At 63.3% G+C, this 23015-nt stretch carries 22 protein-coding genes; 15 read left to right on the top strand and 7 right to left on the bottom strand.

All coding sequences use genetic code 11. From position 1 onward, the window contains the following. Positions 1 to 72: 72 nt before the first annotated feature. The 8 genes from E8F20_RS11475 to E8F20_RS28410 all read left to right on the top strand — a co-directional run bounded on the left by E8F20_RS11475 (position 73) and on the right by E8F20_RS28410 (position 8089). Entirely contained in the window at positions 73 to 624 is a 552-nt protein-coding gene (locus tag E8F20_RS11475) for a hypothetical protein (protein ID WP_280283829.1), read from the top strand. Beyond that, entirely contained in the window at positions 608 to 2884 is a 2277-nt protein-coding gene (locus E8F20_RS11470) for a type II secretion system protein GspD (protein ID WP_348529620.1), read from the top strand. The genes E8F20_RS11475 and E8F20_RS11470 overlap by 17 nt, the downstream gene beginning before the upstream one ends. A gap of 628 nt (positions 2885 to 3512) precedes the next feature. Beyond that, positions 3513 to 4163, top strand: coding sequence for a penicillin-binding protein activator LpoB (locus E8F20_RS11465; RefSeq protein ID WP_280283827.1), 651 nt, complete (start codon positions 3513 to 3515; stop codon positions 4161 to 4163). 28 nt (positions 4164 to 4191) lie between these two features. Then, positions 4192 to 5352, top strand: coding sequence for a hypothetical protein (locus E8F20_RS11460; RefSeq protein ID WP_280283826.1), 1161 nt, complete (start codon positions 4192 to 4194; stop codon positions 5350 to 5352). A gap of 13 nt (positions 5353 to 5365) precedes the next feature. Continuing rightward, positions 5366 to 5815, top strand: a complete 450-nt coding sequence (locus tag E8F20_RS11455) for a hypothetical protein (RefSeq protein WP_280283825.1) — start codon at positions 5366 to 5368, stop codon at positions 5813 to 5815. Further along, positions 5815 to 6744 carry a hypothetical protein gene (locus E8F20_RS11450; RefSeq protein WP_280283824.1) on the top strand — a complete coding sequence of 310 codons (930 nt, stop codon included), beginning with the start codon at positions 5815 to 5817 and terminating at the stop codon, positions 6742 to 6744. The genes E8F20_RS11455 and E8F20_RS11450 overlap by 1 nt, the downstream gene beginning before the upstream one ends. A gap of 20 nt (positions 6745 to 6764) precedes the next feature. Then, positions 6765 to 7778, top strand: a complete 1014-nt coding sequence (locus E8F20_RS11445; protein ID WP_280283823.1) for a hypothetical protein — start codon at positions 6765 to 6767, stop codon at positions 7776 to 7778. Between the two features lie 167 nt (positions 7779 to 7945). Next, positions 7946 to 8089 (top strand): hypothetical protein, encoded by a 144-nt coding sequence (locus E8F20_RS28410; RefSeq protein WP_348529619.1) that lies wholly within the window; start codon positions 7946 to 7948, stop codon positions 8087 to 8089. A 137-nt stretch (positions 8090 to 8226) separates the two neighbouring features. Here the strand turns inward: E8F20_RS28410 and E8F20_RS11435 are convergent, their stop codons facing one another. From E8F20_RS11435 to E8F20_RS11425, 3 genes are all read right to left on the bottom strand, one after another. After that, positions 8227 to 8652: a VOC family protein gene (locus E8F20_RS11435; protein WP_280283822.1), complete on the bottom strand. Its 426-nt coding sequence runs from the start codon at positions 8650 to 8652 to the stop codon at positions 8227 to 8229. A gap of 114 nt (positions 8653 to 8766) precedes the next feature. After that, positions 8767 to 9675 (bottom strand): LysR family transcriptional regulator, encoded by a 909-nt coding sequence (locus tag E8F20_RS11430; RefSeq protein WP_280283821.1) that lies wholly within the window; start codon positions 9673 to 9675, stop codon positions 8767 to 8769. 140 nt (positions 9676 to 9815) lie between these two features. Then, entirely contained in the window at positions 9816 to 10733 is a 918-nt protein-coding gene (locus E8F20_RS11425; protein WP_280283849.1) for a LysR family transcriptional regulator, read from the bottom strand. Between the two features lie 232 nt (positions 10734 to 10965). Between E8F20_RS11425 and E8F20_RS11420 the strand changes: the two genes are divergently transcribed. From E8F20_RS11420 to E8F20_RS11400, 5 genes are all read left to right on the top strand, one after another. Then, positions 10966 to 12456 carry an aldehyde dehydrogenase gene (locus E8F20_RS11420; RefSeq protein ID WP_280283820.1) on the top strand — a complete coding sequence of 497 codons (1491 nt, stop codon included), beginning with the start codon at positions 10966 to 10968 and terminating at the stop codon, positions 12454 to 12456. Between the two features lie 156 nt (positions 12457 to 12612). Beyond that, a complete protein-coding gene (locus E8F20_RS11415) occupies positions 12613 to 13665 on the top strand; it encodes an ABC transporter substrate-binding protein (protein ID WP_280283819.1) in 1053 nt (350 codons plus the stop codon). A gap of 146 nt (positions 13666 to 13811) precedes the next feature. After that, positions 13812 to 15215: an APC family permease gene (locus E8F20_RS11410; protein ID WP_280283818.1), complete on the top strand. Its 1404-nt coding sequence runs from the start codon at positions 13812 to 13814 to the stop codon at positions 15213 to 15215. Between the two features lie 216 nt (positions 15216 to 15431). Then, positions 15432 to 16814, top strand: coding sequence for an aspartate aminotransferase family protein (locus tag E8F20_RS11405; protein WP_280283817.1), 1383 nt, complete (start codon positions 15432 to 15434; stop codon positions 16812 to 16814). A gap of 417 nt (positions 16815 to 17231) precedes the next feature. Further along, the gene (locus tag E8F20_RS11400; RefSeq protein WP_280283816.1) at positions 17232 to 18029 is read left to right on the top strand and encodes an SDR family oxidoreductase; all 798 of its coding nucleotides are present in this window, start codon (positions 17232 to 17234) and stop codon (positions 18027 to 18029) included. Between the two features lie 82 nt (positions 18030 to 18111). Here the strand turns inward: E8F20_RS11400 and E8F20_RS11395 are convergent, their stop codons facing one another. Continuing rightward, complete coding sequence (locus E8F20_RS11395) at positions 18112 to 18456, bottom strand: cupin domain-containing protein (protein WP_028630940.1); 345 nt, start codon at positions 18454 to 18456, stop codon at positions 18112 to 18114. Between the two features lie 227 nt (positions 18457 to 18683). Here E8F20_RS11395 and E8F20_RS11390 point away from each other — a divergent pair, with 227 nt between their 5' ends. Continuing rightward, a complete protein-coding gene (locus E8F20_RS11390) occupies positions 18684 to 19379 on the top strand; it encodes a lipopolysaccharide kinase InaA family protein (RefSeq protein WP_280283815.1) in 696 nt (231 codons plus the stop codon). Positions 19380 to 19496: 117 nt separating this feature from the next. Here the strand turns inward: E8F20_RS11390 and E8F20_RS11385 are convergent, their stop codons facing one another. Then, a complete protein-coding gene (locus E8F20_RS11385) occupies positions 19497 to 20441 on the bottom strand; it encodes a LysR family transcriptional regulator (protein ID WP_280283814.1) in 945 nt (314 codons plus the stop codon). Positions 20442 to 20517: 76 nt separating this feature from the next. Between E8F20_RS11385 and E8F20_RS11380 the strand changes: the two genes are divergently transcribed. Then, positions 20518 to 21567, top strand: coding sequence for a Gfo/Idh/MocA family oxidoreductase (locus tag E8F20_RS11380; RefSeq protein ID WP_280283813.1), 1050 nt, complete (start codon positions 20518 to 20520; stop codon positions 21565 to 21567). Positions 21568 to 21594: 27 nt separating this feature from the next. On the opposite strand, the gene E8F20_RS11375 is transcribed toward E8F20_RS11380, so the two are convergent. Then, the gene (locus tag E8F20_RS11375) at positions 21595 to 21927 is read right to left on the bottom strand and encodes an Ada metal-binding domain-containing protein (RefSeq protein ID WP_280283812.1); all 333 of its coding nucleotides are present in this window, start codon (positions 21925 to 21927) and stop codon (positions 21595 to 21597) included. After that, positions 21924 to 22988 (bottom strand): bifunctional DNA-binding transcriptional regulator/O6-methylguanine-DNA methyltransferase Ada, encoded by a 1065-nt coding sequence (ada, locus tag E8F20_RS11370; protein WP_280283811.1) that lies wholly within the window; start codon positions 22986 to 22988, stop codon positions 21924 to 21926. Before ada ends, E8F20_RS11375 begins: the two co-directional genes overlap by 4 nt. Positions 22989 to 23015: the final 27 nt, after the last annotated feature.

Raw genomic sequence — 23015 nt, 5'->3', positions numbered from 1 at the left:
CGCATGGTCCAAATGAGTGGGAAAGGTTGGGACGTTTCCTACCATTAACTCGGCGTTTGGCGGTGGCCGCAAATGCGAGACTTCTTCGCCTTTGCGCCCGCATCCCATTGCCCGACTCGCGTGACACTCATGGACCACCAATCAACCCTGCGCTGGTACCTGCTGTTCCCCGCACTCACTGTTTCTTTCGGATGGTTGATCGCACCTGATACGGAACCCCCCGGTGCGAGCATCTCGAACCAGGATGACTGGGTGCCTGTGAGCCTCCAACCTCATTCTGTCGATCCGGCTGGGGCCAAGCGATTGGCCGAGATGCTGTGGTGGGGGGGCGAGCGTTCGTCACCGGAAACTCGCGACAAAGAAAAGCGGGTTTCGACAGGAGAGGACGGCGTTGCCAGGGTTGAAGTTGCCTGGCGTTTTCACGGCATCGTCCGGGATCACCAAGGGACCTTCGCGCTGATTTCAAAGGGCGCTACTACGCCGCCTTTGCGATTTTCCCGGGGCGCCATCTTGCCGGGAGGTGAGCGTCTGGAGCTGATCTCGACGCAAGGTATTCGATTCTCTCTTGCCGAAGACGGCGAGATTCAAGGTTTTGACAGGGAACTATATGCACCACAGCAATAACCCCACCGAGCGATTCTCGAGCGGTCCATTGTTCATCGCAACATGCCTGGCTCTATCAGCGGGTTGCAGTACCACTCCCATGCAGATTCCTCACCCCTTGCTGGAGGTTGAGAGTGCTCGTGGCGATGAGGAGCCAGGCGCCAGCGCCACTACCGAGAGCGATGATCAGCAGGTCGCGACAGCTCAGTTGGAGACCCACTTCAGCCGGACGCCCAGCGGTTTAGCGGTGGAGCGCGTGGGCATCGTAGATCGTGGTGACAAGGTTGTGCTTGATGACAAGACCGCCGATATCCGGCTCAACATTGAGGATATCCAGTTGCCGGCATTCATAAACGAGGTGTTCGGCAATATCCTCGAATTGCCATTCGAGATCGAAAGCGCCCTGAAGAGCAAGGTTGATCGGGTCACGGTCCGGCTGGAGCAACCCCAAACCCCGCAGATGGTCTATGAAGTGGCTAGGCAGATCCTGGCTAACTATGGCGTCGAGATCGTTCGGCAGGGCGATGTGTTTCGATTCCAGATTAAACAGGTTGGGTTGAGTCCCGACGAACCACCGATCCTGATTAGCGGGGATGCCCGGCCGGAGGTGCCCATCGCATATCGACCCGTGTTCCAGTTCATGCCCCTGAAAAATGTCGATACGCGGGACGTCATTCCCTGGCTCAACAGTGCCTATGAAAAGTCCGGGCTCAGTGTGTCGGCTGACGCGGCGCGAAGCGGATTGATGCTGAAGGGCATGTCGTCCATCGTTCGGCAGGCCTCTGAAGCGGTTCGCTTGCTCGATCAGCCCTTCATGCGTGGTCGTCATAGCCTGAGGGTTGATCCGGCGTTCGTAACGGCTGCTGACATGGCTGAGCAACTCAAGGCTCTGATGTCGGCTCAGGGTTACAGCGTGAGTATTGGTCAAGCCACCGGCACCGTTGTCCTTGTGCCGCTGGACAGCTCCAACGGTCTCATCGTATTTGCCAACGACGAGAGCCTTCTTGGTCTGGTGCGTGAGTGGGTGCAGCAGGTGGATCGAGTTCCCGTTGCCGCGGCGGTCGTAGGGCAGGGCGAAGGAAGCGAAAAAGAAGGGTTGTTCTATTACGAAGCACGCAATACACGGGTCACGGAGCTCGCCCGATCGCTGAGGTCGCTGATATCTGGGCTTGCTGGGGAGGGAGCCTACGGCATCACGTCCGGACTAAGAAACAGTGCTTCAGCGCGCGCGGGGATGGCCGCCGGCGGCCGGAAACCAAGCGAGGAAGGAGCTAAGGCTCCCGTTTCTCCCTTGCTGCAGGCTGCCGGAGCTGCCGCTCTTATGGGGGGAGGACAGGACCGCTTGCTGGGTAGTCTGGCGTCGGACATCACCGGCAGTGGGACGATAGTGGAGGACGAGAACCGAAACGCCATACTGTTCCGGGGCTCAGCCAGGACTTGGCAGCAGATGCAGGGGCTTATCCGTCAGATGGACAAGCCTGCGCGTCAGGTACTCATCGAAGTCACGATCGCGAGTGTGAATCTCAGTGACGCAAAGTCCTTGGGGATGGAGTGGAAGATCCTGAACGGAGACTTCAGCAATGCCAAGCTGAGTGGCACCATGGGGGGCGGGGGATTCAACTACGTGGTCAACACTGCAGGGGGCAATATGGCGACCATTTCCGCCATGGCCAAGGATCAGCGTGTCCGGGTGCTAGCTACCCCGCGCATATTGGTCAAGAGTGGTGAACAGGCCAATATCAACGTGGGTAGTGATATTCCTGTGCCCACTGCACAGATCAACGATGACAGTACGACCGGCGGAACCACCAACTTACGCAACGAGATCGCTTATCGCTCCACGGGTACCATTCTGAACGTCGCACCGGTGGTCTATTCCAACAATCGCGTCGATCTCACCGTGAGCCAGGAGCTGAGCGACAGTGGTGGAAGTGGCGGCGAGGGGAAAGGGAGCAGCCTAGCGGCCCCGACTATTACTCGGACTTCCCTGGAAACGGCCTTGACCCTAAAGAGCGGTGGTTCCGTGCTGATGGGCGGATTGATCCGGGACAACGTCACGGACGCCAGTACCGGCGTGCCTTTACTTAAGGATATACCTTGGTTGGGAGCGCTCTTCGGTAACCAGGAGGTCGTCAAAAGCCGCGAAGAGGTCATCCTGCTGATCCAGCCATATGTGCTGGAAAGCGACGAAGACGCTAAGGAAGTCACCGCCAAGCTGCGCGCAATGCTAGATCGTTCGCTTGCATGCTCCGGCAGGGCAGGGCAGTGCGGATTGGACTGACGACCCGCTCCGTTGGATTTCAGACTTTCGCAAGTCTATTAGACTCGGTGCGAAAAGTGCCTGCGGGCTTCGCGCGTGGCGCTGCGTAGAAATCGGTAGTGGCCAACCCAACCCGGACAGTGGGTTAAGTTTTTTTCGGCTATTTCACGCGGCAATCCATCATTAGATGGATGGGGCCTGATCCGGTTGTGGTGATGCATCAGTTAATGACTGATGTCCCGCAAGGCCTCGCGACCAGTCAGGTAACCAGTCGCTGGCGTCCACTCCGACTTCAGGTTGCGGAGGCGCTGAGGCTGCGAGAGACCAGATCACCGTTAGTACGGATTGATGTTCCGGTAGCGGATCAGAACGTCAGTTGCTAGAGCCGATCAGCCTCGCCCTATGCATGCGCTTCGTTATTCCGAATGCGGCGCTTCCTGACCTGCCAGTCTTCGCTTTTGCCATCACGGCAATTCATGGGTTTGCGGTGAAGAACGAGCAACGCGGCCCCGGTTTGTTTTCGATTCTGTAGCACATTGCCATTGCATTGACATCAAGGCTAATCTTCGCCGTCAGAATTCGAAACATCAGAAACTCCCACATATCATCACGTCAGAGCCCGCCACAGATGGTAAGAAAACAACCAGGGATGAACGTCGTACGTAGCCATGCGTCGCGGCTTGTTCTGGTAGCCGCTGCCAGTACTATGCTGGCCGGCTGCGCCAGTACGGGAGTGAACAATACCTCGGGCCGGAAAACGGTCTACGAGGATGTCCGAAGCAGCAGTACCGTCGTCCAAGGCGTTGGCATCGAGTCGCAGGATATCGTCGGCGTGACGGACAGGATGATGCGGGACATGCTGGCCACTCCGGTCCTGGCCGGCCGCAACCCGCCGCCACGTATCATCATCGACTCCGAGTACTTCACCAACGAAAGTTCCTCGCGCATCAACAAGAACTCCATCACCGATCGTCTGCGCATCGAGCTGCAGCGTGCCGCTCAAGGTCGCATGGTCTTCGTCGGCCGCCAGTACGCAGCGATGGTCGAGAACGAGCGCGACCTCAAGCGCGCCGGTGTGACCGATGGCGGCACCATCCGCAAGACCCAGGGTACGGCGGGCGCGGACTTCCGTCTGGTGGGGCGGATCACTTCCCTGGACGCGGTCGATACCGCTACCAGCACCACCTCGCGCTATCAGCAAATCACCTTCGAAATGATCGATCTCGAATATGGCACCGTCGTCTGGGGCGGCATCTACGAGTTCAAGAAAACCGCGCAAGACGATGTGATTTACCGCTAAGGAAAAGTCCCGCCAGAGGATGGGTGCCATGCGCGTACTGCTAGCTCCGCTGCTGCTCCTGGCGTCGGCGGCCGTTGCCGCTCCGGCGCCGCCAGCGCTCACCGCGGCCTTGGAAAAGGTCGAAACCGACGCCCCCGCCAACCGGGTCCTGAACCAGCTGCAGGCGGCAACGCTGGCGCTCGACCTCGGGCGCGATGACGACGCAGGTCGACTATTCGATGAAGCCCTCACGGGCGTCACCGCCGTCTATGCAGACTCGGCTCAGGCCGCCGCCGCCCGTGGCCTGTGGCGCAATGAGGGGAGCAAGGACTACAAGGGCGAGCCTTATGAGCGCGCCATGGCGTTCTATTACCGCGGCCTGCTCGACATGCAGGCCGGGGATTACGAGAACGCCAGAGCCAGTTTCAAGAGCGGCCTGCTGCAGGACGCGTTCGCCGAAGAGGCGCAGAATCGCGCCGACTTCGCCCTGCTGATGTTCCTCGAGGCCTGGTCTTCGCAGATGCTCGGCGCCGACTCGCTGGCCGAGGAGCGCTATGCCGAACTGGCGTCGCTACGGCCGGGCATCCCACGGCCCGGTGCCGACCACAGGCTGCTCATCATCGCCGAGACCGGCAAGGCGCCACGCAAGCTGCAGGATGGCGTGGGCGGTAACCTGCTGGTGTATCGCCGTGGAAAGCGCTTTACCGAGCAAGGGGCTCAGATCCGGATCAACGGGCAGGTCGTGCGCATGAACCCAGCCGAGGACATCTTCTGGCAGGCGTCGACCCGTGGCGGCAGGCCCATCGACGGCATCCTCGAAGGCAAGGTCCAGTTCAAGCAGGGCAGCGAACGGGTCGCCGCCAACACCGCCGGGGCCGTCGCCCAGATCGTTCCCCAGCTTTCCGCCCAGAGCGGCAGCGCGGCTGGCGCAGCCGCCGGCGTCGCGCTGGTGGCCAGCGTCGCGGCCCTGGTCTCCACCAACATGAAGGGACGCGCCGACAACCGCTTCTGGAACAACCTGCCGGACCAGGTGCATCTCTATACCTTGCCCATGCCGACGACCCCCGGCGAACTCACCTTCGAATTTCTCGATGCCTCGGGTGCCGTGATTTCCGAGCTCACCCAGACCCGCCGCATTCAGGTCGACGACAAGGGACGGGGCATCCTCTGGGTGCGCGCTCGCCGGGCGACGGACGTGGACAACCGATAAGGAAGCACCAGCCATGAACTCCAAACTGACTTGCCTGTTGGTCGGCGCCACCCTGGTACTGGGCGGCTGCAGCGCCGTCGACCGCAACGAGGGCGCCCGACCGGGTGTCCGTGTGGCCGACGAGCGCGCGCCCAACGCCGGGATCAATCTCGACACCGTCGTGATTCTCGACAAGGCCCTGCAGGACCGCCGCTCCAGCAAGCTCGCCATCGAGAATAGTGGTGCCCGGCGCACTGCTACCGGCACCCTCGAAGTCTTCGCGGTGATTCGCAACCGTACTGACCATCCGCTGCAGATCGAGGCCAGGACGCAGTTCTTCGACGACCTCCCGGTGCCCGTCGAGGGCCCGACGCAGTGGCAACGGGTCTACCTCGACCCGCAATCGGTCGGTGCCTACCGGGAATTCTCGACCCGCGCCCAAGGCATTGCCCACTACTACATCGAAGTACGGGAGGGGCGCTGATGAGTCAGGGCCATTTCCCCCTGGCGGTGCTAACGGCCCTGCTGGCGGGAGGGCCATTGGTCCATGCCGAGGAACAGCCGTTCGACTCGTCCGTCCTGGAGAGTCGCCTGGAGCAGGCAACTCCGGCCGGACGAGTGCCCCCGCCGAGCAGCCAGCCAGGCGCGGCGGCCTTGTCCGACGAGCAGCCCTACATCACCGAAACGGCCCCGCCAACGGAAGAAGCCTCTGGCGCCACCCTGGCCGAGTTCGACGCTGCCTACCGTCAGGCGCGCTCGCCACGGTTTGCGATCTACTTCAATCGCGAACTCAGCGACGAGATACGCGAGTGGATTCCTGTCCAGCGGCAACAGGTCACCCTGCAATCCACCCAGTCAGCAGCCGGCTACAGCCAGGGCGCAGGTCAGTTCGCGGTGCATGGGACGGATACCCTGCAGGTGGAGAGCACTGACGAGCTGCACCACGGCGCCAGCGGTAAGCGTGAAGACCCCAGCGAGGCCTGGAAATGGCGTTTCGAGGATGCCATTACCCGCCTGTTCCTGGAGGCGAACGTCAACGTCGTGGATCGCTCGGTCATCCTGCGACAGATGGCAAGGCGGAACCTCTCGGCCGACTCCACCAGCCTGAACGAGATATCTGCCCTCGACCGGTACGCCGACATCCTGGTGGAAACCAGCGTGACCCGCTCCGGCTCTGAGCCTGGCTACGACTTCCGCGCCACCGCAAAGGACATCCGGACCGGACGCATTCTCGGCACGGCCCTGGTCAATGGCTCCGAAGTCGAAGGCGCGCGTAAATCTCGCTTCGTCGCCACCAACAAGGGCTACGAGCGGCAAGAGGAAAGCCCAGAGATGACCGTCGAAGGCATCTCGCGGGCGCTGACGCTGAAGCTCATGCGCTCCCTGTCGCAGCAGATAGGCAACAGATCCTGACGCGGCCGGCCGGTCAGGCCATGGACGCGAACACCTACAACGAACAAGGCAGAGACGCGATCGTGAAGTTCCTCACTACCGCCATTCTGGGTTGCGCAATGCTCACGGGCTGCGTTCACCGCCCTAGCACCGAAGAGATCATGGCCGAGTTGGCCCGCATCGAGGCGGAGACACCCCCCGATGTGCGCGCGATGATGGAGAGTTCCATGGCCGCACGGATAAAGCAGATCCAGCCGGGGCAAACGCTGCAGGGCCAGCTTTCCATCGCATCGGAGATATACAGCTTCCAGGCCGAGCCGGGCTCGCAGGTAACCGTTACGGTTCGCTCGGAATTATCGGACACGTCGCTCTCCCTGCATCACGTGACCCTGGCGATGGAAGAAATGCCGATCGCATTGGACCAGTCATATGGCCGGAGCTTCGACATTAATGGCCCCAACTCGGAAGTCGTGATCACCCTGCCGCCGGATGACGACAAGACTTACTTCATTCTTGTGCATTCGATGCCGAAGAATGGCGCGATGCCCCAGGCGGGAGGGGCATACTCCCTGAGCCTGGTATCCGGCGCAGCCCCTGCGCAGGACATCCTCCGCCTGCCGCAACCCATCCTGGGCAGCGGCGGGCAATACATGAGCCCCTTCACCGAGGACGACACCATCGCGCCCTGGGTCGAAAAAGGGCTGACCGTATCCGCCGGTATGAGTACCGGCAGTGCCGTAGGCAACCTTGCGGCGGCGAGCCAGAACGGAGGCGCTGCCCTGGTTGGGGCTGGAGCTACCTTGGCAGCCCGGGAGTTGGCTCTACAGGCGGTGGGTGGGTGGGACTTCATCAAGGCCAACTCGGACCTCTCGTTCAATTCCGCCGCAGATCTCGCCCGTGATCTCCACTTTCGCCACGCCGGGCATCCCCAGTACAAAGACGTGCTGACCGCCGTCTACCCTATCTACCCTGAGGTTCAGGGAGAGATCCAGCTTCTGGAGCGGGACCAGGCCGCGGAAGCGGCTACTGCCGCGATGTGGTCGAAGGGGCAGTGAGTAAGTCCAGCGAACAGCCTCCTGTCACTCACGCGGCCTTCAAAGCGCATGGACAGAACTGCGTTCGTTAAAACCGGCTCGCCTGCCTGCTGGACGGCCAGGGCCTGCAGTTCATCCCGCAATGGAGCGCGGCACCCTATCTGGCGCGAGGCGAACTGGTTGAGGTGATGCCCGAGTGCTGGCGCGAACCGAGCGGCTTCGGCCCGCAGATCTACGTGCTCTACCTCACCCACCGGCGCAACGTGCGCAAGGTAAAGGTGTTGATCGAGTACCTGAAAGCGTACCGGCAGGCGCACGGCGCCAGCGCGTGAAAGGCACCGGGCGCGTTTTGTCGGACGCCACCGTCTGCCGTGGCTGCTGGCAGGCCCGTCTCGCCGAAATGTCCGGCAGGAAACCCCTGCCGCGATCCACCCTCTGCGCTCACAAGGTGGGACGCGGATCAAAGGGCTTACTTGGCGAACAGCTGGCCGATGTCCTTGAAGGCCTTGAACTCCAGGGCGTTGCCGCACGGGTCGAAGAGGAACATGGTGGCCTGCTCGCCGACCTCGCCCTTGAAGCGGATGTAGGGCTCGATCACAAACCGGGTGCCGAGTGACGCCAGGCGCTCGGCCAGGGCTTCCCACTGGGACCATTCCAGCACCACGCCGAAATGCGGCACGGGCACGTCGTGGCCGTCTACCGCATTGGTGTGGGCATGGCTCTGCGAGTCGGTTTTGGGATGTTCGTGAATAACCAGTTGGTGGCCGAAGAAGTTGAAGTCCACCCAGTGGCTGCTGGAACGGCCTTCTTCCAGGCCGAACACTTCGCCGTAGAAGGCACGGGCGGCGGGGAGGTCGTAAACGGGAATCGCCAGGTGGAAGGGGGAGAGACTCATCGAAGGCTCCGGCTGCTCGTCATTGGAGGCTCCAATGTTCGATTCGAACCCTTTGGGGAGAAAGCGAATATGCGCATCGCTCAGCCCAAAGGATTTTTATGCTTGGTGTCGCCTTCAATTTCGCTGGGCGAAGCGGGTGCTTAGCTCCTCCATGTAACCGAGTGCTGACTGCTGCAGCACCCTGCGGAACAGGTCGACCTGTGGCAGTGCCTTGTTGCCGTAGCGGCACACCAGCACGATCTCCCGCTTGAACGCCATCTCACCCAAGGCACGTACCTGAACCGTGGATGCGCTCCGCAACCAGACCCCGGCAAAGGGAATGATGGCTACGCCCAGGCCGGTTTCCACCATGCGCACGATGGCGTCCAGGTCATCCAGCTCCATGACCTGGTCCACTTGCAGCTTGTGGTCCTTGAGGAACTTGCCCACCAGCCGGCCGCCGAATGACTTGCTGTCGTAACGGATGAAGGGGTGGCGCTCGAGCATTTCGGCGATGCTGCCGCAGTCGGTGCCCGGCGGGTGGATCAGCACGAAGGGCTCCTCCAGCACACGCTCCATATGGATTTCCTTGGCAAGCGGGAAGGGCGGCTCGATAATCAGCGCCAGGTCCAGGTCACCGGCCTCCACCTGGCCCACGAGGTCCAGCGAAACGCCAGGAATCAGCCGGGCTTCCAGCAGTGGCGCGGCCTCCTTGAGGCGCTTGAGGGTTTCCGGCAGTACACCGGTCTGCACCGTACCGATGGCGCCTATGTTCAGGCTGCCACGATAGCCCTCCAGGGTTTCCGGCAGGCACATGCGGGCGTACAGCGCCAGCATCTCCTCCGCCATCGGCAGGGTTCGCAGCCCGTTGGCATTGAGGGTGACCGACTTGGCTGTGCGGTCGAACAGCTGCATACCGAGTGCATCTTCCAGGCTCTTCATCTGCGCGCTGACCGCGGCCTGGGTCAGGCTGACCTGGCGGGCGGCGGCGGAGAAACTGCCAAGCCTGGCCACCGCCACGAATGTCCTGAGTTCTCTGATCACGTTCGTGCTACCCGTCCTGGAAATGCTGCCGCCATGCTACTGGAGTTCTACGCCAATGCCGGATGGGTTGAGGCACGAAACCCATCGGACGGCGTGACTGGGCGCGTGGATCGTTGGGTTTCGCTGCGCTCTACGCCAACCTACGGCGCTTCGGCCTTATGGGCGAGTCGTTCGCGGCAGAAGTCGACGAACAGTTGCGCAGGTTTGGTCAACTGGCCGCGCTTGAGGCGGGCGGCCACCAGGCCGGAGGTGGCGACGGGTTCGGTGATGTCGACGGTGACCACCTTCTTGCCATCGTAGGTGCATTCGGAGTGGGGGCGGGTGACCAGCAGGGAGAAGCCGAAGCCCTGGCCGACCATGCCGCGCACCATCTCGATCGACGGTGAGCTGAAGACGATGTTGGGCGTCAGGCCCAGTTCATGGAACAGGCTGACGAAGTAGGTGCGGCTCGGTTGCACGTCGAGCAGGATCATCGGCTCCAGGCAGAGGTCGCGCAGGGAGACCTGGGGCTGGCTGGCGAAGCGATGATTCTCCGGCAGCAGCGCGTAGGGCTTCTGCGGCGGCATCAGTGGTTCGGTGGCGATGGTGCTGTCCAGGTCGTGCTCGTAGAGGAAGGCCAGGTCGAAGGTGCCGGCGGTCAGGCCTTGCACCAGTTCCTGCTGCTCGCCGTCGCGGATGCGGATGTCCACGCCGGGGTAGCGCTCGCGGAAGCCTGCAATCAGTTGCGGCAGGTAGAGCGGGGCGACGGTCTCGAAGCAACCGATGTCGATCTGCCCGGCGACGATGTCATTGTCGGCCAGGGCGTTCTGTTCGAATTCGCGCGCCACCCGTAGCAGCTCCTGGGCTTTCTCGTAGAAGCGCGCGCCGCTGGGCGTGAGGGATACGCCCTGGGCGTGGTGGCGGATGAACAGCTGCACGCCAAAGCTCTCTTCCAGGCCCTTGATGGCGGTGGAGATGGATGGCTGGGCGATGTACAGCTTGCGCGACGCTTCGGCCACGCTGCCGGCCTCCACCGTCGTCACGAAATACTTGAGTTGTCGCAAGGTATAGGTAGCCACTGGCACCTCCGCTTCTTGTCGGCCGCTGGCGCTGTGCGGGCGGCTCATTCTTCTCGTAGTCGTGAGTGGCACCTTACCCCAGACGCGTAGTGTCAGGCCTGATGGGCTGCCGAGCTTTTTCATATGACTCGAGCATATTTTTAATAATTTTCCTCTGCCGGTAGCTGGCGCACCATCTGCCTCGACCCGAATAACAACATGACCGCGACGACGGTCGATCTGGGAGTGCAGCGTGTTAGATCTCGGCTATTGGCAGCAGAAAGCTGCCCGGCAAGCATTCACTGACAAGGCGCTTATCGGCGGCCGCCAGGTGGCCGCCGCCTCCGGTGCCTCCTTCGACTCCATCAACCCGGCCACCAATGAGCTGCTGGCCCGCGTCGCCGCCTGCGGCGAGGCTGAGGTCGACCTCGCCGTGCGCACTGCGCGCCGCGCCTACAACGAAGGCCCTTGGGCGCGCATGGCCCCGGTGGAGCGCAAGAAGGTGCTGCTGCGTCTTTCCGAACTGATGATGGCCCATCGCGAAGAGCTGGCCCTGCTGGACTCGCTGAACATGGGCAAACCGGTGATGGATGCCTGGAACATCGACGTGCCCGGCGCCGCCCATGTGTTCGCCTGGTACGGCGAAGCCCTGGACAAGCTCTATGATCAGGTGGCGCCCACTGCGCCGAACGCCTTGGCCACCATCACCCGCGAAGCGCTGGGCGTAGTCGCCGCCGTGGTGCCCTGGAACTTCCCCCTCGACATGGCCGCCTGGAAGCTGGCTCCAGCCCTGGCCGCTGGCAATAGCGTGGTGCTCAAGCCTGCCGAGCAGTCGCCGTTCTCCGCCCTGCGCCTGGCTGAGCTGGCGCTGGAAGCCGGGCTGCCGGAAGGCGTGCTGAACGTGGTGCCGGGCCTGGGCGAAAGCGCCGGCAAGGCCCTGGGCCTGCACCCGGATGTGGATTGCCTGGTGTTCACCGGCTCGACCCAGGTGGGCAAATACTTCATGCAGTACTCGGCCCAGTCCAACCTCAAGCAGGTCTGGCTGGAGTGTGGCGGCAAGAGCCCGAACCTGATCTTCGACGACTGCCGCGACCTGGACCTGGCCGCCGAGAAGGCTGCCTTTGGCATCTTCTTCAACCAAGGCGAGGTCTGCTCGGCCAACTCGCGCCTGTATGTACAGCGCTCCATCCGCGACGAGTTCATCGAACGCCTGCTGGCCAAGGCCCGCGACTGGATGCCCGGCGACCCGCTGGACCCGGCCAGCCGTGCCGGTGCCATCGTCGACGCCGGGCAGACCGCGCGCATCATGTCCTTCATCGAAGGCGCCCAAGGGGAGGGCGCGCGGTTGCTCACCGGGGGGCGTCGCCTGTCCTTCAATGGTTCCAGCAACTTCGTCGAACCCACTGTCTTCGCCGATGTGAGCAGCGACATGCAGTTGGCGCGTGAAGAGGTGTTCGGCCCTGTGCTGGCCGTCAGCACGTTCGATACCGAGGAAGAGGCGTTGCGCCTGGCCAACGACAGCATCTACGGCCTGGCTGCCTCGGTGTGGAGCGATGACCTGCACCGCGCCCATCGCGTCGCCCGCGCGCTCAAGGCGGGCACGGTGTCGGTCAATACGGTGGACGCCCTGGACGTCACAGTGCCCTTCGGTGGAGGCAAGCAGTCCGGTTTCGGCCGCGACCTCTCGCTGCATTCCTTCGACAAGTACAGCCAATTGAAAACCACCTGGTTCCAGCTGCGCTGAGGTCGCCATGACGACCCGGCCGCGTGCTCATACGGCGCGCGGCTGTCCATAACGAGAAACACCTTCCTGTCGCGTGGTGCACGCGCGGGTTCACGGCTTCCTGGCCACGACTGCCTCAGCAACTGACCACAACTAACAAGTAGTGAGGGAGTTTCCATGCTCAAGTCCTTACCGTGCATCCGTGTCGCCTTTGGCGTCGCCCTGCTGGCCGCCGCCGGTGTACCCGCCCAGGCCCAGTCCTCCAGCCTCACCGTGATCTCCTTCGGCGGCGCTACCAAGGCTGCCCAGGATGTGGCCTATTTCAAACCCTTCGAACAGAGCGGCGCCGGCAAGGTGGTCGCTGGTGAGTACAACGGCGAATTGTCCAAGGTGAAGGCGATGGTCGACATCGGCCAAGTCACCTGGGACGTCGTTGAAGTGGAAAGCCCCGAGCTGTTGCGCGGCTGCGAGGAAGGGTTGTTCGAGCGTATCGATCCGGCTCTGCTCGGTGAGTCCGCCAGTTACATGCCTGGCACGGTAAGCGAGTGTGGCGTGGCCAGTTACGTCTGGTCCATGGTGCTGGCCTACAACGCCGACAAGCTGGCCGCCGCACCTGCCTCCTGGGCGGATTTCTGGGATACCCAGCGTTTCCCCGGCAAGCGCGGCCTGCGCAAGGGCGCCAAGTACACCCTGGAAGCCGCGCTGCTGGCCGACGGGGTAAAACGCGAAGACCTCTACAAGGTGCTGGAAACCCCGGATGGTGTGACCCGTGCCTTCCGCAAGCTGGACCAGATCAAGCCCCATATCCAGTGGTGGGAAGCCGGCGCCCAGCCGCCGCAGTGGCTGGTGGCGGGTGATGTGGTGATGTCGGCCGCTTACAACGGTCGCATCGCCGCTGCGCAGAAGGAGGGGTCCACGCTTGCCATCGTCTGGAACGGCAATCTCTACGACCCGGACCACTGGGCCATTGTCCGCGGCAGCCCGAACAAGGCCCTGGCCGAACGCTTCATTGCTTTCGCCAGCCAGGCGGATACGCAGAAAACCTTCTCCAGCCAGATCCCCTACGGTCCGGTCCACAAGGACGCCTTGGCCGCACTGCCCGCCGCCACCCAGATGCAACTGCCCACCGCGCCGGCGAACCTGGCCGATGCGCAATTGGTCAGCGCGGAGTTCTGGGTCAACCACGGCGAGGAGCTGGAGGAGCGCTTCAACGCCTGGGCGGCACGTTGAACATTGCGCCCCGCAGACGCCGCAAGTGCGGTGAGCGGGCGGGGCGTGACTGGCGGGGCCGGAACCTACCGCGCCCTGCACTACCAGTGCTCGTCGGTGGTTACGGCCGGGCGGGCCAATAACAAGTACAAGATCGGGAGAATGTCATGAGTGCAAGTGTGTCCGTTCCTGCCCATGGGCAGGTGGAAGAGGGTGGATTCCGCCGCGTGCTGGGCCTTGGCGCGCTATTGGCGGTGGCCATCGGCCTGGTGGTGTCCCAAGGTGTGATGGTGCTGATGCTGCAGGGCGCCGGTTTCTCCGGGTTGGGCTTCATCGTCCCGCTGGGGCTGGCCTACCTGCTGGCCCTGAGTTACGCGTTTTCCTTCTCCGAGTTGTCGCTGATGATTCCCCGTGCCGGCGGCCTTTCCAGCTACACCGAGGTTGCCCTGGGGCATTTTCCGGCCATCCTGGCGACCTTCTCCGGCTATGTGGTGGTGGCGATGTTCGCCTTGTCGGCCGAACTGCTGCTGCTCGACCTGATCGTCGGCAAGGTCTATCCGGGTGTGTTCCCGCCCTTCAGCGTCGCCTTCGGCGTGCTCGGCCTGTTCACCGTGCTCAACCTGATGGGCATCGACATCTTCGCCAAGCTGCAGACCGCCCTGGCGGTGGTGATGGTGATCGTGCTGCTGGTGCTAGGCCTGGCCGCTGTCGTTGAAGGCGCGCCCAGCGAAACCGCCAGCATGGTGCTGCACGGTGACTGGAACCCCATGGGGGCGGGTGTGCTGACCCTTACCGCATTGGCCGTGTGGGGCTTCGTCGGCGCCGAGTTCGTCTGCCCGCTGGTGGAGGAAACCAAGCGCCCCGAGCGCAACATCCCGCGTTCGATGATCATCGGCCTGACCGTCATTTTCATCACCATTGCGCTCTACTGCCTGGGCGCACTGTTCATGGTGCCCACCGAGGCCCTGACCACCGACGCACTGCCGCATTACCTGTTCGCCACCACGGTGTTCGGCAAGGCGGGTGAGGTGTTCCTGGTGATCGCCGCGGTCACTGCCACCTGCAGCACCCTGAACACCTCGCTGGCGGCCATCCCGCGCATGCTCTATGGCATGGCGCAGAACGGCCAGGCTTTCCCGCAGTTCAAGCTGCTCAGCCCGCGCGCTCGCACGCCCTGGGTGGCGGTACTGTTCGTGGCCGCCATTACCGGCCTGCCGATTCTGGTCATGGGCCAGGATGCCGCCTCCATCAACCTGCTGCTGCTCGCTGCGGCCCTGGCCTGGTTGCTGGCCTACATCATCGTGCACCTGGATGTGATCGCCCTACGTCGCCGTTACCCGGCCATCGCCCGCCCGTTCAGCACGCCGTTCTACCCGCTGCCGCAACTGTTCGGCATCGTCGGCATGCTTTACGCCATCTGGTATGCCTCGCCGAGCCCGGACATGACCGGCAAGATTTTCGGCATTGCCGGTGTGGTGCTGGCGCTGGTGTCGCTGATTGCTGTGGTCTGGATCAAGGTCGTGATGCGCAAGGACCTGTTCCGCCCTGAGCCACTGGAGCAGATCCAGTGACACGCCGCGACTGAATGCAGGGTCAGGGCGATATGCAGTTCGTCGCCCGGATACCTGCCCGCATGCCCGGCACCCGGCCGGACATCGGGCGCCTGGTCGCTCGGCGGGCAGGGCAGCTTTTTCGTATAGCTCGAAGACATATTTAGTATTTTCCCTGCCCATCGGCTTCGGCCAGCATCGGTACAGCTGAATAGCGGGAAGAGGAGACCCCCAAAGATGAACGCTCAATTCCAGGCACAACGCGAAACCCGTGATTACCAGGCAGCGGATGCGGCCCACCACATCCATGCCTTCCTCGACCAGAAGGCGCTGAACGCCGAAGGGCCGCGCGTGATCGTCGGTGGCGAGCGCCTCCACCTCTGGGACAACGACGGCAAGCGCTACCTCGACGGCATGTCCGGCCTGTGGTGCACCAACCTCGGCTACGGCCGCAAGGACCTCACCGCCGCTGCTACCCGCCAGATGGAGCAACTGCCGTACTACAACATGTTCTTCCACACCACCCACCCGGCGGTGGTGGAGCTGTCGGAGCTGCTGTTCAGCCTGCTGCCGGGCCACTACAGCCACGCCATCTACACCAACTCTGGCTCCGAGGCCAACGAGGTGCTGATCCGCACCGTACGCCGCTACTGGCAGATTCTCGGCAAGCCCGAGAAGAAGATCATGATCGGTCGCTGGAACGGCTACCACGGCTCCACCCTGGGCGCCACGGCGCTGGGCGGCATGAAATTCATGCACGAGATGGGCGGTATGCTGCCGGACATCGCCCACATCGATGAGCCTTACTACTTCGCCAACGGCGGCGACCTGACGCCCGAGGAGTTCGGCCTGCGCGCGGCTCGCCAGTTGGAAGAGAAGATCCTCGAACTGGGCGCCGACAAGGTTGCCGCCTTCGTTGCCGAACCCTTCCAGGGGGCCGGCGGCATGATCTTCCCGCCGGAAACCTACTGGCCGGAAATCCAGCGCATCTGCCGCAAGTACGACGTGCTGCTGTGTGCCGATGAAGTGATTGGCGGTTTCGGCCGTACCGGCGAATGGTTCGCCCACCAGCACTTCGGCTTCGAGCCGGACACCCTGTCCATCGCCAAGGGCCTGACCTCCGGCTACATCCCCATGGGCGGCCTGATCCTCAGCAAACGCATGGCCGAAGTGCTGGTCGAGCAGGGTGGTGTGTTCGCCCACGGACTGACCTACTCCGGCCACCCGGTGGCAGCGGCGGTGGCCCTGGCGAACCTCAAGGCACTGCGCGACGAAGGTGTGGTGACCCAGGTGAAGACCGACACCGGCCCTTACCTGCAGCAATGCCTGCGCGAAGTGTTCGGCAACCACCCGCTGGTGGGCGACATCCAGGGCGCTGGTCTGGTTGCCGCGCTGCAGTTCGCCGAAGACAAGGCCACCCGCAAGCGCTTCGCCAACGAGAACGACATCGCCTGGCGTTGCCGCACTATCGGCTTCGAGGAGGGGCTGATCATTCGCTCCACCCTCGGTCGCATGATCATGGCGCCGGCCCTTGTGGCCACCCGTGCCGAGATCGACGAACTGGTCAGCAAGACGAAGATCGCGGTGGATCGAACCGCGCAGGAGCTGGGACGCCTCTAGTCCCGCTACGGACCGCCTGCGACCAGGGCGGCGGTCCGCCACCACAGCTGCTAGGCAGTGTTACGGCGCCCGGGATTGCTGCCCGCGCGCCGTTTTTTTTTTGCGGGATTCTGGTGTGGGACAAATCCGTTGTAGGGGCGAGTTCATTCGCGATGTCTGCGTTAGCTGTTGCGAGAGATGGACCCTCGGGCCAAGAGCCTTGTAGGCGCTGGCTTGCCAGCGAAACTCTGCCCCGGAATTCCAGGGGCCGCTTCGCAACCCTTGGCGAATGAGCTCGCCCCCCACACGAGCAAGCGCTCAAGGATTTATTGGTCCTCCCCGCGACGAACGGTTCGAGAAGATATATTGCGGTCGTAATATTATGTGTGTAATTTAAGCGAACAGCTCACCCCGAGCCCTTTCCCTGGAGACTGAACCATGAGCGAACACAAGCACCAAGGCGTTGCCCTGATCACCGGCGCGTCTACTGGCATCGGTGCCACCTATGCCAAGCGCCTGGCCGAGCGGGGTCATGACCTGTTGCTCGTCGCCCGTGACCAGAACCGCCTGGAAGCCCTGGCAGCCGAGCTGCGCCAGCAGGCTGGAGTGAAGGTGGAAGTGCTGAAGGCCGATCTGACCGACAAGGCCGATCTGACCCGCGTTGCCCAGCGCTTGCGCAGCGACTCCGCCATCAGCGTGCTGGTGAACAATGCCGGCGTGGCCGTCAGCGGCAGCCTGCTGGATACCGACCTCGACCGTTTCGACGCGATGATCCAGCTCAACGTGGTGGCCGTGACCCACCTGGCTGCCTCGGCGGCGGCCAACTTCGTCGCGCAGGGACGCGGCACCATCATCAACATCGCTTCCGTGCTCGCCCTGGCGCCGGAAATGTTCAACGGCACCTACAGTGGCACCAAGGCCTTTGTGCTCAACCTCAGCCAGTCGTTGAATTCGGAAGTGAAGGACAAGGGCGTGCGGGTGCAGGTAGTACTGCCAGGGGCGACCCGTACCGAAATCTGGGAGCGCTCGGGCACCGGTATCGAGAACATCCCGCAGGAAATCCTGATGGACGTGGTCGAGATGGTGGATGCCGCGCTGGCCGGTCTGGATCAGGGCGAACTGGTGACTATCCCCTCGCTGCCGGAGCAAGGCGACTGGGAGCGCTTCACGGCTGCCCGCTTCCACATGGCACCGAACCTGTCGCGTTCGTCGGCAGCGGATCGCTACAAGGCCTGATTGGCTCTCCAACGCAAAAGGCCGGGCGAGTGCCCGGCCTTTTGCTTCGCGAGTGAATTCGTTCCCGCAAGAGGGAAGGGAATCAGGCGAAAACGAAGTACTTGCGCACCGTTTCCACCACTTCCCAGGTGCCTTTCATGCCGGGTTCGATCACGAACACGTCGCCGGCCTTCAGGTGCTTAGGCTGCTCGCCCTCCGGGGTGATGATGCAGTAGCCATCCAGAAAGTGGCAGTACTCCCATTTCTCGTAGTTGACCTCGAATTTGCCGGGCGTGCAGATCCAGGTGCCCATGATCTTGCTGCCGTCCTTGGACAGGTAAGCGTTGAGGTTCACGGTGTGCGGATCGCCGCCGATGCGCTTCCACTTGGTGGCGTCCAGGACGGGGGTAGGGCAGGTCTCGCGCAGGACGGTGATGAAGTCGGACATTTCAGCTCCAGACAATCTGATGAAAGGCCCGTCACCATAGGTCTAATGATCTGTCGGGAGTTGTCTGGATTCGACCCCCAGGTGTCTATGAACGCGCCGGCAAAACAGGCAAAAGGGCGCTAACGTGAATCCAGGGGGCCGATTCTTCCGGTCTCAGGCGGCGGCCCGTGTCGGGTTGCCTCGGCAGTAGCCGGTGGAGCGGGGGCGCTCCACGAGGAGGTGCTCTCATGAACACCCAGTGGTTCAGCCATGACAACGCCGCCTCGGAAGGCAGCTTCGACAAATGGTGGGATACCTATGGCGAGTGGTTCGACTCCGAGGATCAGTTGCTCAGTGGCGAAAGCGGCATCCAGCGCCTGCACACCCAGGATGGTCAGGTGCTCTACAGCAAGCGGCAGATCAACCACTTCCACCACGACCTGGTACACCCGTTCGGCGAGCCGGCCATCCTCCATGAAATGAGAGCCTTGCAGGCACTGGCCAAGCTGGGGATCCGCGTGCCCAAGGTGGTGTTCAGCGCCGCACGCAAGACCGAAACCGAATGGCAGGCGTTGCTTATCACCGAAAGCCTCGACGGTTTCATCAGCCTCGAAGCGTGGTATGCCCAGCCAATGCAGGCCAATCTGCGCCAGCAGTTGATCCAGCAACTGGCCAACACCATAGCGCGCATGCACCGTGCTGGCTGGGAGCACGGTCGGCTCTATCCGAAAAACATCTTCGTCAAAGTCACCGGTGAACGGGAGCCGCATGTGGAGGTCGCCCTGCTCGGCCTGGCCAAGGCCAATCATCGCCTGACTGCCTACAGTGCTTCGAAGCACGACTACGAGCAGTTCAAGCAGCACCGAAAGCCCATGCCGGATGAGGACTGGAAAGCCTTTGCGACGGTGTACCGGGACGTGATGGAGAGCGACTACACGCGCTAAGCCGGGTAGGTTTCGCCAGCGCGGATAGCCCCGCTTCCTCGGCGAGAGAGCGGGGCGAATGAATCAGCGAGGTCTGCCTGGAGGCCTAGCCAAGTGTTCAAGGCTTGTCGACCCGCTTCACAGCCGTGTATCCAGCGCATGGGGGCCCTGGGTCAACTGCTCCTTGAGGAACTCGATGCAGAGTTTCACCTTGGCCGATCCCGAAGCCCGCGCGGCGGTCACGGCCCAGACATCGGCGGCCTGCTGGTAGGCCGGTAGCACGCGCACCAGTTTGCCGGCGCGGATGCTCGGGGCCACATCCCAAACCGAGGCCATGATCACGCCGTGACCCTCGTGGGCCCATTGGCGCACCACATCGCTGTGGTTGGAGGCCATGGGGCCGGTGACTTTCACGGTTTCCTCGCCATTGGGGCCGGCCAGGCGCCACACGCCAAAGCTCAGTTCGCGCTCGCGAAACAGCAGGCAGTCGTGCTGGGCCAGGTCAGCCAGGCTGCGCGGATGGCCGCGCTGTGCCAGGTAGGACGGGGCGGCGCAGAGCATGCGGTGGCTTTCGGCGATCTTGTGGGCGATCAGGTGCGGCTCGTGGACTTCACCCACGCGCAGGTCGATGTCGACGTTCTCACCGATCAGGTCAACCCGCCGATCCAGCAGTTCCAGCCAGACCTCCAGCCCGGGATGGCGTTGGCGCAGCAGGGACAGCACCGGCGACACGTAGTCCCGCCCCAGGCGCAGGCTGGTGGCGATGCGCAGCACACCGCGCGGCTCGCCCTTCAGGCCGGACAGGGCCTCCACCATGCCCTCCACGCTTTCGAGGATCGTCTGTGCCCAGGCGAAGGCGGCCTCGCCATCGGCAGTGATGTTCACCCGCCGTGTGGTGCGGTTGAACAGCTTGACCCCGAGGGCCTCCTCCAGCATGGCGATGCGCTTGCTGACGTGGGCGGGAGAAATGCCCAGCTCGGTCGCGCCAGCGATGAAACTGGAGCGCCTCGCGACGGCGCAGAACAGCAAGAGGTCGCGCAGGAAGGGATCATTATTCGCTAAAAGCGCATTCTGATTTTTCATGGTGGCGGATTATAGATGGATTAGTGAATATTAGTCTTTCGATCGACCCTTCCCCCACAGGAACAGATCGAACGACATGAGCATCCTCCGCATTGCCATTGCTGGTGCCGGCCTGATTGGCCAGCGCCACCTTGAACTCATCCAGGCCAATCCTTCCTGCGAACTGGCAGCCCTGGTCGACCCCGTCACCGCGGCCCGGGACGTCGCCCAGCGTGCCGGCGTGCCGCTGTTCCCGTCGCTGGAGGCGCTGTTCGAATCAGAACGGCCGGACGGCATCGTTCTCGCCACCCCCAACCAACTGCACGTCGAGCAGGCGCTGGTGTGCCTGCAGGCCGGCGTTGCTGCACTCATCGAAAAACCCGTGGCCGATACGCTGGAAGAGGGCGAGCGGCTGCTGGCCGCATCGCTTGATTCGAAGGTCCCGCTGCTGGTGGGCCATCACCGCGCCCACAGCCCGATTCTCCAACGCGCGCGGGCGATTATCCGCGAAGGCCGCCTCGGGAGCCTGGTAGCGGTGATGGGTAGCGCGCTCTTCTACAAGCCGGACGATTACTTCGATGCTGCAACCTGGCGGCGCAAAGTCGGTGGTGGGCCGGTGTTGATCAACCTGATCCACGAGATCGGCAACCTACGCTCGCTGTGCGGCGAGATCGTCGCCGTGCAGGCCCTGGCTTCCAGTGCCACGCGCGGTTTTCCGGTGGAGGACACGGTGTCAATCAGCCTGCGTTTCGCCAACGGCGCCCTGGGCAGCTTCCTGCTCTCCGACACGGCGGCCTCCGCTCGAAGCTGGGAACAGACCTCCCGGGAGAACCGCGACTACCCCAGCTATGACGATGAAGACTGCTACCTGATCGCCGGAACCAGCGGCTCCCTCGCCGTGCCCACCCTGCGCCTGAAGTGCTACGACCAGCCAGAAGACCATTCCTGGTGGAAGCCCTTCACCTGCGAAGTGGTCGACCTGCAGCGCGAAGACCCGCTAGCGCGGCAGCTCGAACATTTCTGCCAGGTCATTCGCGGTGAGGCAGAACCGCTGGTGAGCGTGCGCGACGGTCTGCAGAACCTGCGGGTGGTGGACGCCATCGGCCGGGCCGCACGGGACGGCGGAACCGTGGTGGTCGCGCAGTAGGTGGGTCGTTGGCCTGTAGGGGCGATTTCAATCGCCAAGGGCAGCGCAGCTGACCCCTTCGACGTTCGAGGGGCAGACCTTCGGCCTGCCTGGCGAATGAATTCGCCCCCACAGGGCCTGCCATTCCCGGTAGGCGCCACTCATGCACCGTGCGCAAGGCCGATACCCGGCCGCCTGTGCCGTGGCTGCATCAAGGAAGAACACCCGCGCCGATACATACCCGCCACGCGCAATGGCACGCAGGGCAGTGGGGCAGTCGAGGCGGCCGTAGATTCGCGTCTGGCGATGCCCGCCCAGGGTGCCGGGCACCGGGCTGGTGTACGGCTTGCCGTCCGCCCCGAGCAGGGTCCAGCCTTTCACCCTTCGGCCTCGCGCTCCAGCAGACGGCGCTTGCGCTCCACACCCCAGCGGTAGCCGGAGAGGTTGCCGTCGCTGCGTACCACTCGGTGGCACGGGATGGCCACGGCGATGCTGTTGGCCGCGCAGGCCTGGGCCACTGCACGCACGGCGCGCGGCGAGCCGATGCGCTCGGCAATCTCCGCATAGCTGGCGGTGCTGCCAGGCGGAATTTCCCGCAGCGCCTGCCAGACCCGTTCCTGAAAGGCCGTGCCGCGTACATCCAGCGGCAGGTCCAGGCCCAGTTGCGGCGCTTCGATGAAGCCAATGACTTTGGCCACCAGTTGCTCGAAGTCGCTGTCGCCCCCGATCAGTCGGGCGCGGGGAAACTTGTCCTGCAGGTCACGCAGCAGGGCGTCCGGGTCATCGCCGAGTAGAATGGCGCATACGCCAACGCCGCTTTGCGCGACCAGGAAGGAACCGAGGGAACATTCGCCCAGCGCGAAGCGGATTTCATTGTTGACGCCGCCGGCACGGTAGTCGGCGGGCTTCATGCCCAGCACCTGGGCGGAGTCGGCGTAGAAGCGGCTGTTGGAGTTGAAGCCGGCGTCGTAGATCACCTCGGTCACCGAGGTGCCAGCGCCCAACTGGTCGCGCACCTTGCGCGCGCGGCGAGCGCGGGCATAGGCCTTGGGCGTGACGCCGGTGACTGCCTTGAATACCCGGTGGAAGTGCGAGGCGCTCATGCCCACCGACTCGGCCAAGGCCTCCAGCCCTGGCGCTTCCTCGGCGCTTTCGATCTGCCGGCAGGCGGCCGACACCAGCGCCGCGTGCTGCGCGGCAACGCTGGTCATGTCGGCAGCGGCACGGCGACTGGGACGGTAGCCAGCGGCTTCGGCCGCTTCCGCGCTGTCGAAGAATTCCACATTCTCCGGACGCGGCAGGCGGGTGGGGCTGCTGGGGCGACAGTAGATGCCGGTGGTTTTCACCGCATAGACGAATTGCCGGTCGGCGGCCGGGTCGCGGGCCTGCACGGCGGCCCAGCGAGGGTCCTGTTCGATGGCGTTCCTGGCAGTGGGCTTCATGGCGCTATCCGCTTGCTGTTCGGTCAG

The sequence above is a fragment of the Pseudomonas sp. BN415 genome (assembly GCF_029871195.1).
GTDB classification, from domain to species: Bacteria; Pseudomonadota; Gammaproteobacteria; order Pseudomonadales; family Pseudomonadaceae; genus Metapseudomonas; species Metapseudomonas resinovorans.
Note: the sequence above shows the minus strand (reverse complement) of the source record. Positions and strands in the feature narration are given on the sequence as shown.

Coding starts and splice junctions, on each gene's coding strand:
- E8F20_RS11475 (WP_280283829.1), top strand. CDS start 73: ATGCGAGACTTCTTCGCCTTTGCGCCCGCATCCCATTGCCCGACTCGC.
- E8F20_RS11380 (WP_280283813.1), top strand. CDS start 20,518: ATGAGCATCCTCCGCATTGCCATTGCTGGTGCCGGCCTGATTGGCCAG.
- E8F20_RS11450 (WP_280283824.1), top strand. CDS start 5,815: ATGAGTCAGGGCCATTTCCCCCTGGCGGTGCTAACGGCCCTGCTGGCG.
- E8F20_RS11410 (WP_280283818.1), top strand. CDS start 13,812: ATGAGTGCAAGTGTGTCCGTTCCTGCCCATGGGCAGGTGGAAGAGGGT.
- E8F20_RS11455 (WP_280283825.1), top strand. CDS start 5,366: ATGAACTCCAAACTGACTTGCCTGTTGGTCGGCGCCACCCTGGTACTG.
- E8F20_RS11400 (WP_280283816.1), top strand. CDS start 17,232: ATGAGCGAACACAAGCACCAAGGCGTTGCCCTGATCACCGGCGCGTCT.
- E8F20_RS11465 (WP_280283827.1), top strand. CDS start 3,513: ATGAACGTCGTACGTAGCCATGCGTCGCGGCTTGTTCTGGTAGCCGCT.
- E8F20_RS11445 (WP_280283823.1), top strand. CDS start 6,765: ATGGACGCGAACACCTACAACGAACAAGGCAGAGACGCGATCGTGAAG.
- E8F20_RS11390 (WP_280283815.1), top strand. CDS start 18,684: ATGAACACCCAGTGGTTCAGCCATGACAACGCCGCCTCGGAAGGCAGC.
- E8F20_RS28410 (WP_348529619.1), top strand. CDS start 7,946: ATGCCCGAGTGCTGGCGCGAACCGAGCGGCTTCGGCCCGCAGATCTAC.
- E8F20_RS11435 (WP_280283822.1), bottom strand. CDS start 8,652: ATGAGTCTCTCCCCCTTCCACCTGGCGATTCCCGTTTACGACCTCCCC.
- E8F20_RS11415 (WP_280283819.1), top strand. CDS start 12,613: ATGCTCAAGTCCTTACCGTGCATCCGTGTCGCCTTTGGCGTCGCCCTG.
- E8F20_RS11395 (WP_028630940.1), bottom strand. CDS start 18,456: ATGTCCGACTTCATCACCGTCCTGCGCGAGACCTGCCCTACCCCCGTC.
- E8F20_RS11405 (WP_280283817.1), top strand. CDS start 15,432: ATGAACGCTCAATTCCAGGCACAACGCGAAACCCGTGATTACCAGGCA.
- ada (WP_280283811.1), bottom strand. CDS start 22,988: ATGAAGCCCACTGCCAGGAACGCCATCGAACAGGACCCTCGCTGGGCC.
- E8F20_RS11460 (WP_280283826.1), top strand. CDS start 4,192: ATGCGCGTACTGCTAGCTCCGCTGCTGCTCCTGGCGTCGGCGGCCGTT.
- E8F20_RS11385 (WP_280283814.1), bottom strand. CDS start 20,441: ATGAAAAATCAGAATGCGCTTTTAGCGAATAATGATCCCTTCCTGCGC.
- E8F20_RS11470 (WP_348529620.1), top strand. CDS start 608: ATGCACCACAGCAATAACCCCACCGAGCGATTCTCGAGCGGTCCATTG.